Below are 13,608 nucleotides of genomic sequence, written 5' to 3'. Positions count from 1 at the left end.
CATGCCCACCCTGCGCCCGTTCCGCGCTGCCGATGCCTCAGCCGTCGCCCGCCTCGTGACCGAGGGGGTACGCGGCCACTGGACCTACGCACCAGAACACTTCCGTGAGGCGCAGCCCGGCACCCGCCCCACCCGTCTCGTTGCCGAGCAGGGCGGCGTGGTGGTCGCCACCGCGCGCCTCGCACCGTTCGGCGAAGGCGTGCCGGACGCGCTGCGACTGGACATCGCCGGGGACGGGGCATCCTTCACGCCGCTGCTGCTGGCGCAGCTGGCCGAGGGGCCCGCCGGATTCCGGCGCGTGCTGGGCGTCACCCGCGAGGACTTCACCGAGGTGATGACCTTCTTCCACGCAGCGGGCTTCCGGAACGCGTGGCAGTCCTGGGGCGCGCACCTCGACCTGACGACCTTCGACCCCGCCCCCTTCGAGCCGGTGCAGGAGCGGCTGTTCCTGGCCGGGTACGAACCCGAACGCCTCGGGCCGGACGCCCCGGATGCCGACTGGGACACCCTCTTCGCCCTGCACCAGACCGGCGTGCGGGACCAGCCGCGCAACCCCACGACCACCCCGGACCCCCTCTCGCGGGACGGCCTGCGCGACGTCATCCGGCGGGAGGAGGCCGCGTTCGTCACGCGCTGGCGCGGGCAGATCGTCGCCCTGACCCGCCTCACCCCACGCGGACACGAGGTGGACAGCGAGGGCACCGTCACCCACCCCGATCACCGCCGCCGGGGCGTCATGACCGCCCTGAAAGCCCACGCGCTCACCTGGGCGCAGGGGGCGGGGCACACGCACGCCGGGACGGGCGGCACCGTCCTGAACCTCCCCATGCTGCGCGTGAACACCCGCCTGGGCTACCGCGTGGAACGCATGTGGATCACCTGGGAGAAGGACCTCTGATTCGGAAGGCACCACGCAGATCAGCACCCGGAGCAGGAACGGTTCGGGCATAGTGCCCGGATGAAACACGTCCTGCCCCTGATCGCCCTCGCCACGCTCACGGCCTGCCACAGATTCGCTCCGGCTCCCTTCGGCGGTCTGGGCACCGCCACGACCGTCTCGCAGGAAGCGCTGGATCAGTGCCGCACGGTGTCCTGGACGATGCGAATCCTGGACGCCAGCACGAAGGAGGACGTCAGTGCCAGCCTGCGCTACCGTCTGCTGGAGGACGGAGTCATCCGGGAGGCCGATCGGGCGTTCGGGCCGGTCGTCATCTCCACGACGGCGCCACTGTTTCAGCTCGTGATCTCGCAGTTGCCCTCCAACGACGGAGACATCGTCAACGCCTTCACCTGCGAGAGGACGGGCGAACGCGTCGAGACGCCCGCCCAGCCCCGGCAACTTGGAGGCAACAGAGCCACCGTCACGTACACGTCAACCGGCGGATTGCAGGTCCGCTGACCACACCGAGGTTCTGACAGCGGTTTCCAGTTCCACCCCAGGGCCGACAAGCACGCCCTTCAACTCCACCTCCGACCGCTTCATTGACAGCTTCTCGCTCCGCTCGGTTCAGGTGCTGAGGGTTTCCCTTGACACCTCTGAACACCGCTGTGAAACCTGCAGTTCACGGATTTTTCTCAGGCCCCCTCCCCTGCCCCCATGCGAGGGCCGCGCCGAGCAGCAGCACGGCCGCGCTGACGCCCAGGCCCAGGCGCAGGCCGCCTGCGCGGTCGGCGAGCAGGCCGGTCAGGAGGGGCCCGGCGACCTGCCCGGCGGCGAACAGGACCGTGAAGGCCGCGATGCCGCGCGCCCAGGCGTGCTCGGGCAGGGTGCGGCGGGTGATCAGGGTGGTGAACGCCACGACCGCCAGGAAACTCCCGCCGAACAGCGCGCCGGACAGCAGCAGCGCGGGGGGAGTGGTGCCCAGCAGGGGCAGGGCGGCCCCGGCGGCCAGCGTGAGCATCTGCGCGGTCATGGCGCGCGCGCCGCGCAGGCGGGCGGTGACGGGCGCCCACACGAAGGGGTGCAGGACGACGCTGAGGCCCAGCAGCGCCCAGAACGGCGTGATCCACGCCTGCGCGCCCGTACCCTTCAGGAACGCCACGATGAACGTCATGTACGCGATGTACCCGATGCCGAAACAGGTGTACGCGGCGAGCGTCCACGCCAGTGGGCGCAGCGACACGGCAGGGGTGCGGGCGGGGGCACTGGCGGCGTGGGTGGGCAGGCGGCGCAGCGCGGGGGCGCTCAGGGGGATGCACGCCAGCGCCGCCAGACCCAGCGCCAGCCACGCGCCGCGCCATCCGTGCATCAGCAGTGGGGGCAGCAGCGCCGCCGACAGCAGCATCCCGATCCCGGCCCCGCCGTAGAACACGCCCAGCAGCAGCGGGCTGCGTTCCGGGTGTGCGCGCGTGGCGAGCGCCGCCAGCCCGCCGCCACTGACGAACACCAGCGCGCCCCCCACCCCGGACAGGAAGCGCAGGGTCAGCAGCGGCACGCTCAGGCCGGTCGCGGCGCAGGCCAGCAGCGTCAGCGCCGTCAGGAGCATCGCCCCCGTGAACACGCGCGACAGGCCAGCGCGGCGGATCAGGGGCGCGGCGATCAGCGCGCCCAGCAGGTACCCCAGGGCGTTCGCGGCGTTCATCGCGCCGGACAGCGTGAAACTCCAGCCCAGATCCTCGCGCATGGTCGGCAGCAGCAGCGCGTACGCGAACCGCGCGAACCCCAGCGCGACCGCGCCCCCCAGCGACAGGCGCAACAGATCCAGCAGCGCCCCCCGCAGGCCGGGCTCGGCGCGGGTCACGGGGCGCGCGGCGTCCGGTTCCCTGGGCGTCCGGCACCGCACTGGACCCCCAGTCCATCTCCCGCCGCGCGCCTCTGCTGCATCTCGCTCTGTTTTACAGCTTGATAAGTCCGCTCGGGTGGCCTCGGGCGAGGCCACCGCAGTATTTAGTTCAGCATCCGGCCGCCGGTGCCGCCCTGCTGGGACAGGAGCGCCTCGGCCTTGCGCATATGTTCCTGCAGGGTGACATGCCAGTCGTCGCTGTCGGGCGTGTGCGCCAGCGCCTGCTGCGCGTGCGCGTACGCGGCGGCGGGGTTCGGGAAGCCCTGCTGGGCCATGACGTCGGCCGCCATCTGGTGCGCGGTGACCCAGTCGCGGCTCTCGGGCGCGGCCTCGCGGATCACGCGGTCGTAGTGTTCGAGCGCCTCGTCCAGCTGGAAGTAGTCCAGCGCGACGCTGCCCAGCACGAGACTGGCGGGAATCACGGCGCCCTGCGCGAGGGCCTGCTCGGCCTCCAGCTGCGCCTCCTGCAGGCGGCCCAGGCGGTAGTCGCACTCGGCGATGTCGGCCAGGACCTCCGGCTGGTAGGGGTACTCGGGGTCGGCCAGCACGGCCTCGAGTTTCTCGCGGGCGTCCACGGGCCGGTCGAGGTCCAGCAGGGCGACGCCCAGTTCGTGGTTCGCGTAGGGCCGGTCGGCGTCCGTGGCGAGCTTCAGGGCCTGCTCGAAGGCGTTCAGGGCGTCCTCCTGGCGGCCCAGGTGGGTCAGCACCTGACCGCGCACCAGCGCGACGCCGTAGCTGGGGTCGCCGTGCTGCGCTTCCAGGCGGGCGGCCTCGCGGATCATGTCGTGCGCGGCGTCCGGCTGGCCCAGGTTCAGCAGGGCCTGCGCGCGCAGGTAGTGCCACGTGGCGAGGTTCAGTCCGGCATCCTCGGCGTCGTGCGTGCCGGGGCGGGTGGGGTACAGCAGGCGCGCCTGATCCAGGGTGTTCTTCGCCGCCTCGGGCTGCCCCAGTTGCAGTTGCAGCGCCGCCTGTTCCTGCAGCATCACGGCGCGGTTCAGGCCCTGCGCGAGGTGCGCGGCCTCGCCGTACAGGTTCGCGGCGTCGGCAGTCTGGCCCAGGCCCTCGTTCGCCTCGGCCTCCCAGGACCGCAGGCGCCAGCGCAGGTGCACGGGCAGGTCGGACGCCGGGAGGTGGATGTCCAGTGCCGCCTGCCCCTCGTCCATCAGGACCAGGGCGCACAGCGCGTGGAAGCGCGCCAGCGGGTCGGCCGCCTCGCGGACCGCTGCGCTGGGCGGCGCAGCGTCGGGGCCGCGGGTGCGGGCGTCGAGTTCCGCCATGAGCGCCTGGTACAGCGGGTCCTCGCGCAGGGCGGGGTCGATGGTGCGGGCCTCGCGCAGCGCGGCGCCCAGGTCGGTGGTGGCGGCGTCGCCGTACAGGGCGTGCAGGCTGCCGAGCAGGAGGGTCAGGCGGGCGCGTTCGGGTTTGTGGGCTTCGCGGGTGGCGGCGTCCAGGACGCCGAACGCCTGCTCGTAGTCGCCTCCGGCGAGCGCCTCGCACACTTGCTGCCAGGTGGTGGCCACGTCAATCATTCCCCGTCAGGATACGGCACGCGCGTCCACAGGGGCGGACTGCCTGCACCTTTGGTCGCTTGCCTGCCGCGCGGGCCTGGGATGTCATGGGGGGATGAGACGACGTGGAGCGTGGGGGACCGTGGCGGGCGGCGTGCTGGCGCTGGTGCTGCTGGCGGCGCTGGGCGTGTGGGGCGTGTCGTGGTGGTCGGGCGCGCGGGCGCAGGTCGTGCCGTACGCGGAGTTCCGGTCGCTGCTGGAAGCCGGGCAGGTGGCGCGGGTGGTGGCGCGGGTGGTGGTGCGGGGCGAGACGGCGACCGTGACGCTGAAACAGGGCATGCCCGTGCAGGTCCTGACGCCGGGCGGCCCGTCGACGCGGGAGGTGCGGGTGCGCGTGACGCGTGAGCTGGCCGCGCCCGATGCCAGCCTGATTCCCCTCATGCAGGAGCGGAATGTGGACCTGCGCTTCGAGCAGCCCACCCAGTGGCTGGGGATCCTGCTGAACTTCCTGCCGGTGCTGCTGCTGGTGGGCTGGACGGCGGCTGTGGCGGCGCTGCTGGTGGGGCTGGGGTGGTGGGCTGCGCGGCGCGTGAAGGTTGCCAATCCCTAAAGCGCAGGTGTGCGGCGGGACAATTTCACACACCTTGAGTCTGGTACACTCAACTTCAGCGGGGGCTCGCCCCCCACCTCGCCCCATTCACCCTCTTCTCTCCCTCCGGAGGACCTGTTCTTGAAACGGCTCAATCCCTGGCTGATCGTCCTGTTCGTCCTGGCCCTGTTCCTGATGTTCTCGCAGGCTCCCCTGAGCGGGCGCTCCAGCGTGAACTACACCCAATTCAAGTCCCTGCTGGAAGGCGGGCAGGTCGAGCGCGTCATCGTCCGCGAGAACAACGCGAACGTGACCCTCAAGCAACCCACCTCCGTCGAGGTGAACACCGCCAGCGGCCCGCAGAAGCGTGACATCAAGGACTTCAGTGTGCGCCTGCCCAGCGGACTGGCCACGCCCGACACCAACCTGATCAGTCAGATGGAACGGCAGAGCGTGGACCTGCGCTTCGAGCAGCCCAGCCAGTGGCTGGGGATCCTGCTGAACTTCCTCCCGATCATCCTGCTGTTCGGCATGATGTACTTCTTCTTCATGCGCGCTCAGGGCGGCCAGAGCGGCGTCATGCAGTTCGGGCAGAGCAAGGCCAAGAAGTACGGCAAGGAAAACCGCGTGCCCACCAAGTTCACCGACGTGGCCGGGCACGAGGAGGCCAAGCGGGAACTCGTGGAGGTCGTGGACTTCCTGAAGAACCCCGGCAAGTACCACCAGATCGGCGCGGAAATCCCCAAGGGCGTGCTGCTCGTCGGCCCTCCCGGAACGGGTAAGACCCTGCTGGCCCGCGCGATCGCCGGTGAAGCGGATGTGCCCTTCTTCAGCGTGAGTGCCTCGGAATTCATGGAGATGTTCGTGGGGGTCGGCGCCAGCCGCGTCCGCACGCTGTTCGAGGACGCCCGCAAGAGCGCACCCGCGATCATGTTCATCGACGAGATCGACTCCATCGGCCGTAAGCGTGGCGCAGGCATCGGTGGCGGGCACGACGAGCGCGAGCAGACCCTCAACCAGATCCTGTCGGAAATGGACGGCTTCGACAAGAGCAGCAGTGTCATCGTGCTGGGCGCCACCAACCGCCCCGACGTCCTCGACCCGGCCCTGCTGCGCCCCGGCCGCTTCGACCGTCAGGTGACCATCGACCTGCCGAACCTCAAGGAGCGCGAGGCGATCCTGAAGGTCCACCTGCGCAACAAACCCCTGGCGGGCGGCGTGGACGTCAACGAGGTCGCCAAGAGCACCCCGTACTTCAGCGGCGCCGACCTGAAGAACGTCACGAACGAGGCCGCGCTGGAAGCCGCCCGCGTCGGCAAGACCCAGATCGACATGAGCGACTTCTACCGCGCGCTCGACAAGATCACCCTGGGCCTCGAGAACGGCAGCCTGACGATCAGCGATCAGGAGAAGAAGGCCATCGCCTATCACGAGGCCGGGCACGCCGTCACCGCCGCCGTCATCCCCGGCAGCGACAAGCTCCAGAAGGTCAGCATCATCCCGCGCGGCCGCGCGCTGGGTGCCGCGTTCTACCTGCCCGAAGAGCAGGTCCTGATGAGCAAGGAACGCCTCGAGAACCAGCTGATCGTCGCGCTGGGGGGCCGCGCCGCCGAGGAAGTCTTCATGGGCAGCGTGACCAGCGGCGCAGCGGACGACTTCCGCAAGGCCACGAACATCGCCCGCAAGATGGTCCTCGAGTGGGGCATGGGCGACAACTTCAAGAACATGGCCCTCACCACCGACAGCGGCCCCGTGTTCCTGGGCGAGGACATGGCCAAACCCAAGGCGTTCAGCGAGCACACCAGCCAGCTGGTCGACGAGGACGTCAAGCGCATCCTGACCCGCGCGTTCGAACGCGCCCGTGAACTCGTCACCGAGTACCAGCAGGCCATGCACGAGGTCGCCGACGCCCTCCTGACGCAGGAACTCATCACCGGCGACGTGGTGCGCGAGGCCGTGAGCCGCGTGGGCGGCCAGACCCAGCCCATGCCGCAGACCACCGCCTGAGTCCTCCTTCTTCAGACCGCTCCCGACCTCACGGGGGCGGTTTTGCATGCAGTGGACAGCGCCTGTCCTTGAGGCCGTGGGCACCCAACAGCCTGAGGGTCGAGCCGACTCTGCGGCCGTCCTCCTCCCCTGCCCACGCGGGGCGCCCGTTCGGCGAGGGTTGGGGGGCAGGTGATCGTCTGGCTTGCGCCTCTCATGGCAGCAGCCAGCGGTCCTGAGGGTGACCCTCCTCTGAATCGAGCGTCGCGAGCACCTGAACAGGTCAGCGGTGCTCCACGCCAGCGAGAGGCCAGCCCCACGCCCCTCGGCGACGCTGGAGGCGGCTGCTGATCTCGCTGCCACGTCGCCGGGTTCCCCTCTCCCCTGACCTGCCATTCGTCCCCACTGCGCCAAAAGGGTGCCGCCCCCGGTCGGCGGGGGCGGCGTGGCTTCAGCTGGGGTCACTGGAGACTGATGTGCACTTCGTTGCCGTGCTGGTCCTGCGCGTCGATCAGCGGGCCGGGGTAGGGGCTGGCCTCGATCAGCAGGCGCAGGGCGTCGAGGGTGAACCCGGCGCTTTCCAGCGCGGCCTGCCCGTGGGGCGGAATCAGGCGGTCGAGGTGCGGGGCGAGGCTGACGGGGATGTTCGCGTTGTACTCGTCGCCGTGCTGACTTTCCACCCTGATGCGCAGGATGCGGGGGCCGGGGGGCATGGGGGGATGGGGCATGCTGGGGTGGTGCATGTCGGGGTGGTGCATGTCGAGGTGGTGGCCGTGCAGTTCACGTTCGACCTGACCGGTGATGTTCTCGACCATGCTGTCAATTCCTCCGGTGATGCGGTCCACGAGGCCGTCCAGTCCGCGGACGCGCTGTCCGCCGATGATGACCTGGGGGCGGCGGGGGGGCTGGGGTGCGCCGGGCGGGGTGGGGCCGGACTCGCGCAGGCCACGCAGGAGCATCAGGTGCTCGGCGACCTGGGCGCTGTCGAGTTCCTCGCGGCCCAGCAGCGCAGAGATCAGTTCGCGGTCGCTGTCGGTCAGGGCCAGTTTGGGGCTCAGAGCGGCCAGCAGCGGTCCGGCGTCCTCCAGGGTCAGTTTGCCGGCGCGGACGAGGTCCAGGATGCGGCGGATCTTTTCTTTCATCGTGGGCCTCCGAGCAGGGCGCGCTGCACGCGGGCGTGGTGGGCTTCGGCTTCGAGGGTGCGGTCCAGGGTGGCCTGCCGGTGGGCGCGGGTGGGGTCGGGGCGGAGCAGGCTGGTCAGGTACGTGTGGGTGCGGACCCGCAGGGCGCGCAGGCTGGGCAGCTGAAGGGCGGTGGGGACGTGCAGGGCGGTCATGCGGTCACGACCTTCAGGCTGCCCGCGGTGACCTGGCAGTGCAGTTGGGCGTCGCCGCTGCCGATCTGGCCGGTGTGGCGGGTGTTCAGGAAGCCGCCGCTCTTGCCGGTGGGGAAGTCGGCCCTGAAGGAACCCATGGTGAGGTGCGCGTCGACGTGGACGCTGCTGCCGGGCTGGAGGTGCAGGCGGACGTTCCCGGCGTTCACCTCGACGCGGTGGTGGCCGCCGGTGAGCAGGCCGCTCCATTTCAGGTTGCCGCCGTTGACGCTGGCGGTCAGGGTGCGGGCGCCGCTGAGGCTGAGGTTGCCGCCGTTGACGGTGACGGTGGTGGGGCCGCTCATCTCGGCGGCGTTCAGGTTGCCGCCGTTCACGTCGGCGTGCAGGCTCTCGGCGCGGCCCATGCGGACGTTGCCGCCGTTCACCTGGGCGTGCAGGCCTCCGGCGAGGTCCGGCAGGGTCAGGTTCCCGCCGTTCACTTCGGTCTGCACGTGCCCGGGGGTGAAGGGCAGGGTCAGGATCGCCTTGAGGCTGTGGTTGTGCGGCTGGGTGCGGCCGGGGATGCGGGCGACCCGCCAGCCCTGAGGGGTGTGGTCGAGGCTCAGGTAACCGTCCTCGCTGGCGGACAGGTGCGGGGTGCTCAGGGCGGGGTCGACCAGGACGGTCAGGCTGTAGCCCTTGATGAGCAGGTGCAGGTCGCGGGCGGCGTCGCCGGGCGCGGCGCTGTGGACGAGGGTGGTGGTCGGCTGGGGCTGGGTGTGTGGGAGGTCCTGGGTGTCCTCCAGCAGGCCCTGCGCTTCTTCGGGGGTGAGTTTGCCTTCGGCCACCAGACGCTGAACGTGGGCGTGGAATTCGCTTGCGGGATGCGGATCATTCATGCTGCCCTCCTGGGTCATATAGAAACATCAACCTGCGCGATTGTCAATTTAAGGTTTACAGATCTTTAAAAGGATCCCCTCCGCCGTGATCACTTACGTTCGATATCTGCCCACCCAAAGGAGGTTTTCCGATCTTTATGGACTGGCACCAGGCAAGCCCACACCCTCCGAAAACAAGCCCGGCACTCAGCGATTAGTAAACCGGGCTTTACACCCACCGACCAGGGCCGCCGCGCCCTATGCTCTGGGGCATGACCCTGCCCGACCTCACGCCCGCGCAGCGCACCGAGCTGGAACTGCTCGCCCGCGGCAAACAGGACAAGAGCCGCACCATGCGCGACCTGAAACAACCCGAAACGCCCGAGGCCGCGCACGCCCTGCTGCTGCGCGCCGGACTGTGGACCGACGCCCGCACCCCCTACGCCGACCGGCTGGGCGCCGCCCTGAACCCAGTGACGCTGGACGTGCCGCCCTTCGTGCCCCAGGAGCGGCTGGACCTGACGCACCTGGACACCTTCGCCATCGACGATGAGGGCAACCGCGACCCGGACGACGCCGTGGGCATCGAGGCGCTGCCCGGCGGCCTGACGCGCCTGTGGGTGCACGTCGCGGACGTGGCCGCGCTGGCCCCCGCCGACAGCCCGCTGGATCTGGAGGCCCGCGCGCGCGGCGCGACCCTGTACCTTCCGGACCGCACGATCGGCATGCTGCCCGACGCGCTGGTCGAGCAGGCGGGCCTGGGTCTGCACGACACCAGCCCCGCGCTGAGCATCAGCCTGGACCTCGACGAGGACGGCAACGCCGACGCCGTGGACGTGCAGCTGACCACCGTGCGCGTGCAGCGCCTGACGTACACGCAGGCGCAGGAGCGGCTGGACGCAGGTCAGGAGCCGTTCGTGACGCTGGCCCGACTGGCCGCCGCGAGCCGCGAGCTGCGCGTGCAGGAGGGCGCCCTGAGCATCGACCTGCCCGAGGTCCGCGTGAAGGCCAACGAGGCGGGCGCGACCGTCACGCCGCTCCCCAAGCCGGAGATGCGGCTGGTGGTGCAGGAGTGCATGACGCTGGCCGGGTGGGGCGCCGCGATCTACGCGGACGACCACTCGATTGCCCTGCCGTTCGCCACGCAGGACCCACCCCACCGCGAGGTGCGCGGCGACACCCTGCCCGCGCAGTGGGCGCGGCGGCGCACGCTGGCCCGCACCCGCTTCCAGCCCGCGCCGGGACCGCACGCCGGGATGGGCCTGGACCTGTACACGCAGGCGACCAGCCCCATGCGCCGCTACCTGGATCTGGTCGTGCACCAGCAGCTGCGCGCGCATCTGGCCGGGCAGGACGGCCTGAGCGGGAAGGAGGTCGCGGCGCGCGTGGCGCAGGCGCAGATGAACGCGGACGCCACCCGGCAGGCCGAGCGCCTGAGCCGCAGGCACCACACCCTGCGGTTCATCGCCGCGCAGCCCGGGCGGGAGTGGGAGGCGGTGGTGGTGGACCGCCGGGGGCCGCAGGCGACGCTGCTGATCCCGGATCTGGCGTTCGACCTGCCGCTGAGCACGCCCGCCGCGCCCGGTACGACGCTGCGCGTGCAGCTGGGAGACGTGAACCTGCCGAACCTGACCCTGCGGGCACGAGTGGTCACCACCTGATCGCCTGCGGGCTCAGCGCATCTGAGTGTCTCCAACGCATGCATAAAATCACACCCAGCAAATTAGGCAATAGCTAAAAATAGCGTGATAGACGCACAATCTTCTTCCCGAAACCTGATTCATCTTTCATTCATCCGTCGCCCGGCGTGACTACACTGCCAGTCATGTCCGCCGCGAGCACCCTCCCCTGCGACATCGTGTCCCTCCGCATGAGCCACTGCCGGGCCGAACACGCCGCGCGTGAAGCGCAGTACCACCTCGCCGTGCTGCACTACCGCACCTGCCTGGAAGCCGCCGAACGGCGCGAGGACTGCCTCGCTGTGGAATTCTTCGCCCTGAAACTCGCCGGCTGCTACGACCAGATGGGCCTGAGCAGCAAGGCCGCCAGCTTCCGCGCCCTGGCCGGCAGCGGCGACACTCCCCTGATCGGCTGACCGCCGCCCACACCGCCGCCCGCCCCACCCGGCTCCGGGCGGCGTCAGCCCATCCTCAGCTTTCCGCGGCACACTCGGGCCATGACGCCTCTCCTGCGCCGCGCCCTGCTGCCCCTTGCCCTGCTGTCCGGCGCCCTGCTTCCCGGTGCCGCCCACGCCGCCACTCTCGACCTGAAGCCCGGCCAGAGCGGTCAACTGGGACACAGCACCGTCACGCTGCTGCGCACACAGGACAGCCGCTGCCCGATGAACGCCCGCTGCATCCAGGCGGGGGAGCTCGTCGCGACCATCCTGGTGCGCGAGGGCCAGCGCGTGCGCCTGCTGCGCCTGAAACTGCCCGAGACTGCGGCCAGCACGGCAGCCCTGCACATCAGCGGCGCGACCGCGAACATGGCCGGGCAGCGCCTGCCCCTGAGCGTGACCTTCAGCGACGGCGACTGACCCTCCGCCGAATTGCGGGTGCGGGCCGCACCGGATTTCCTTACAGTGGACCTGTGAGAACCCGCACCCTGATCCTGAGCGTCACCCTGGCCCTGAGTGGCGCCGCGTCCGCCCTGACGCTCTCCAAACCGGCGGTGTACACCGTGCCCGGCGCGGACTCGCACCTCGCGGCGTTCCTGCCCGGCGGTCAGGTCGCCGTGGACGCCGACAACGCCGTGCTGATCCTCGACCAGAACCTCAAGACCGTGCGCGGCTGGTACGGTCTGCAGGGCGTCGTCGGCGCCCTGAGCGCCAGTCCGGACGGCACGCGCGTGGCCGCCCTGAGCCGCGACCGCTGGGTCGTGTGGGACGCCCGCACCGGCCAGGAGGTCCGCAGCGGCACACCCGCCTACGACGCCACGCTGGCCTTCGCGGCGGACGGCGCGCTGCTGATGCTGAACGACGGCACCCTGACCCGGGTGGACCTGGGCAGCGGCCAGACAACCGACCTGCTGGGAGACGGCGAGGCGTACGACGTGCGCGTCAGCGCGGACGGCACCCTGGCCGCCGTGATCTACGAGGACCGCGTGGACCTCGTGACCCTCGCCGACTCGAAGGTCGTCGCCAGCGGCGAGGTCGGCGAGGACTGGGACGGCCTGGAAGCCACCTTCAGCCCCGACGGGCAGGTCGCCGTGATCCGCACCGGCACCGGGACGCTGATCCTGCGCGCCGGGCAGGCCACCGAGGTCGAGGGCGGGGAGGACCTGAGCCTGGACGGCAGCGTGGTGTTCCTGAACGCCGCGCAGTTCCTGTACGCCGAGTACGGCGAGGGGCAGCTGTTCGACGCGCAGACCGGCGAGGCGGTCGGCGACCCCGTGGAACTGGACAGTTTCGACACGCTGATCGGCGGGCCGGACGGGCAGGTGCTCAGCCTGGGCAGCAGCGTGGGCCGCCTGAGCGTGGACGCGCTGGACGCCCCGGCGCGCCCGCTGGTGAAGCTACCCAGCGGCAACGCCTGGAGCGGGGCGTTCATCGGCGGGGTGCCGCACGCGGGCCTGGGCGAGTTCATCAACCTGAAGACCGGCAAGGCCCTGAACGTCGGCAACCGCGACCGGCTGTACGCCACCGAAACCCAGGGTCAGCAGGTGTGGACCCTGAACGCGGGCGGCAGCGTGAACGTGTACCGCGCGGGCAAGATCGTGAAGGTCGCCACGCTGGGCACCAAGGTCGAGTACGAGACCCTCCACACCTCCCCCGACGGCCGGTACGCCGCGGTCAGCGGGTATGAGGGACTGGCGCTGCTGGACGGACAGACCGCCAGGGTCGTCAAGCAGTTCACGGCGGCCCAGCTGAAGGTCGAGGACATTCACGACGCGCTGCCCACCCCGGACGGCAAGGCCATCCTGATCATCCCGCACGAGGGCAACCCCCTGCGCCTGGACGTCGCCAGCGGCAAGACGCAGGTCGCAGTGAAACTGCCCGCCGACGCGTCCAGCACAGAGTTCCAGCAGAGTCGGGGCGGTACGCTGGCTGTCTCGTACTCCGTGGACGACGCGGCGTTCGTGGCCCTGGTCAAGCCCGGCGCGACCACGCCGTTCAAGACCCTGACCTTCACCTCGGATGTCCGCACCCTGCGCTTCAGCCCGGACGGCAAGCTGCTGGCGGCGCTCAGCAACGACGCCCAGAACGCCCTGCACGTGTTCGACACGGCCAGCGGCGCGCTGCTGGCCCGCACGGGGCAGTTCAGTCTGCGCACCGGCCTGCTGACTTGGTCGGACAGCGGCGCGCAGTTGCTGGTCGGCGCCGGGCAGCTGGGCCAGCCGGGCAGCGTCAGCGTGTACGACGTGCGGCGCTGACCCTCACAGCATTCAAAACAGTGGGGGCGTGCTGCTGGCCCCTCCAGGCAACTGGAAACTCCTGCCCGCATCAGCAGAGGCGGCCCCGGACTGACGGGCCGCCTCTGCACGCCATGGCCCGGGTCGTGGGTTCATCGTAATGACGCGTTGTAGCGGTGAATGAACATCCATACCAGGAGTT

Annotated in this window: 13 protein-coding genes; 8 read left to right on the top strand and 5 right to left on the bottom strand. The window is 70.4% G+C overall.

From position 1 onward, the window contains the following. Nucleotide 1: 1 nt before the first annotated feature. Together IEY69_RS14340 and IEY69_RS14335 are read left to right on the top strand one after the other, a co-directional pair. Nucleotides 2–898, top strand: a complete 897-nt coding sequence (locus IEY69_RS14340; RefSeq protein ID WP_229783981.1) for a GNAT family N-acetyltransferase — start codon at nucleotides 2–4, stop codon at nucleotides 896–898. Between the two features lie 60 nt (nucleotides 899–958). Continuing rightward, a complete protein-coding gene (locus tag IEY69_RS14335; RefSeq protein ID WP_189073836.1) occupies nucleotides 959–1,399 on the top strand; it encodes a hypothetical protein in 441 nt (146 codons plus the stop codon). A 163-nt stretch (nucleotides 1,400–1,562) separates the two neighbouring features. On the opposite strand, the gene IEY69_RS14330 is transcribed toward IEY69_RS14335, so the two are convergent. Beyond that, nucleotides 1,563–2,741, bottom strand: coding sequence for a YbfB/YjiJ family MFS transporter (locus IEY69_RS14330; RefSeq protein WP_189073835.1), 1,179 nt, complete (start codon nucleotides 2,739–2,741; stop codon nucleotides 1,563–1,565). 146 nt (nucleotides 2,742–2,887) lie between these two features. Next, entirely contained in the window at nucleotides 2,888–4,312 is a 1,425-nt protein-coding gene (locus tag IEY69_RS14325; RefSeq protein ID WP_189073834.1) for a tetratricopeptide repeat protein, read from the bottom strand. Between the two features lie 94 nt (nucleotides 4,313–4,406). Between IEY69_RS14325 and IEY69_RS14320 the strand changes: the two genes are divergently transcribed. Both IEY69_RS14320 and ftsH read left to right on the top strand, forming a co-directional pair. Next, nucleotides 4,407–4,901 (top strand): ATP-dependent metallopeptidase FtsH/Yme1/Tma family protein, encoded by a 495-nt coding sequence (locus tag IEY69_RS14320; RefSeq protein ID WP_189073833.1) that lies wholly within the window; start codon nucleotides 4,407–4,409, stop codon nucleotides 4,899–4,901. 120 nt (nucleotides 4,902–5,021) lie between these two features. Continuing rightward, complete coding sequence (ftsH, locus tag IEY69_RS14315) at nucleotides 5,022–6,887, top strand: ATP-dependent zinc metalloprotease FtsH (protein WP_189073832.1); 1,866 nt, start codon at nucleotides 5,022–5,024, stop codon at nucleotides 6,885–6,887. Nucleotides 6,888–7,327: 440 nt separating this feature from the next. Here the strand turns inward: ftsH and IEY69_RS14310 are convergent, their stop codons facing one another. Genes IEY69_RS14310 through IEY69_RS14300 form a run of 3 tightly spaced genes read right to left on the bottom strand, consistent with a single transcriptional unit; the run spans nucleotide 7,328 to nucleotide 9,077 of the window. Further along, the gene (locus IEY69_RS14310) at nucleotides 7,328–8,008 is read right to left on the bottom strand and encodes an SHOCT-like domain-containing protein (RefSeq protein ID WP_189073831.1); all 681 of its coding nucleotides are present in this window, start codon (nucleotides 8,006–8,008) and stop codon (nucleotides 7,328–7,330) included. Further along, nucleotides 8,005–8,202 carry a hypothetical protein gene (locus IEY69_RS14305; protein ID WP_189073830.1) on the bottom strand — a complete coding sequence of 66 codons (198 nt, stop codon included), beginning with the start codon at nucleotides 8,200–8,202 and terminating at the stop codon, nucleotides 8,005–8,007. Before IEY69_RS14305 ends, IEY69_RS14310 begins: the two co-directional genes overlap by 4 nt. Beyond that, complete coding sequence (locus IEY69_RS14300) at nucleotides 8,199–9,077, bottom strand: DUF4097 family beta strand repeat-containing protein (protein WP_189073829.1); 879 nt, start codon at nucleotides 9,075–9,077, stop codon at nucleotides 8,199–8,201. Before IEY69_RS14300 ends, IEY69_RS14305 begins: the two co-directional genes overlap by 4 nt. A gap of 251 nt (nucleotides 9,078–9,328) precedes the next feature. On the opposite strand from IEY69_RS14300, the gene IEY69_RS14295 reads away from it, so the two are divergent. From IEY69_RS14295 to IEY69_RS14280, 4 genes are all read left to right on the top strand, one after another. After that, nucleotides 9,329–10,717 (top strand): RNB domain-containing ribonuclease, encoded by a 1,389-nt coding sequence (locus IEY69_RS14295; protein ID WP_189073828.1) that lies wholly within the window; start codon nucleotides 9,329–9,331, stop codon nucleotides 10,715–10,717. Between the two features lie 164 nt (nucleotides 10,718–10,881). Then, a complete protein-coding gene (locus tag IEY69_RS14290; RefSeq protein ID WP_189073827.1) occupies nucleotides 10,882–11,151 on the top strand; it encodes a hypothetical protein in 270 nt (89 codons plus the stop codon). 81 nt (nucleotides 11,152–11,232) lie between these two features. Beyond that, nucleotides 11,233–11,592, top strand: coding sequence for a hypothetical protein (locus IEY69_RS14285; protein WP_189073826.1), 360 nt, complete (start codon nucleotides 11,233–11,235; stop codon nucleotides 11,590–11,592). A gap of 53 nt (nucleotides 11,593–11,645) precedes the next feature. Further along, nucleotides 11,646–13,427 carry a WD40 repeat domain-containing protein gene (locus IEY69_RS14280; RefSeq protein WP_189073825.1) on the top strand — a complete coding sequence of 594 codons (1,782 nt, stop codon included), beginning with the start codon at nucleotides 11,646–11,648 and terminating at the stop codon, nucleotides 13,425–13,427. Nucleotides 13,428–13,608: the final 181 nt, after the last annotated feature.

This window comes from Deinococcus sedimenti (genome assembly GCF_014648135.1).
Classification (GTDB): Bacteria; Deinococcota; Deinococci; order Deinococcales; family Deinococcaceae; genus Deinococcus; species Deinococcus sedimenti.
The sequence above is the reverse complement of the archived record's forward strand: the minus strand, read 5'-3'. Positions and strand labels throughout refer to the sequence as shown.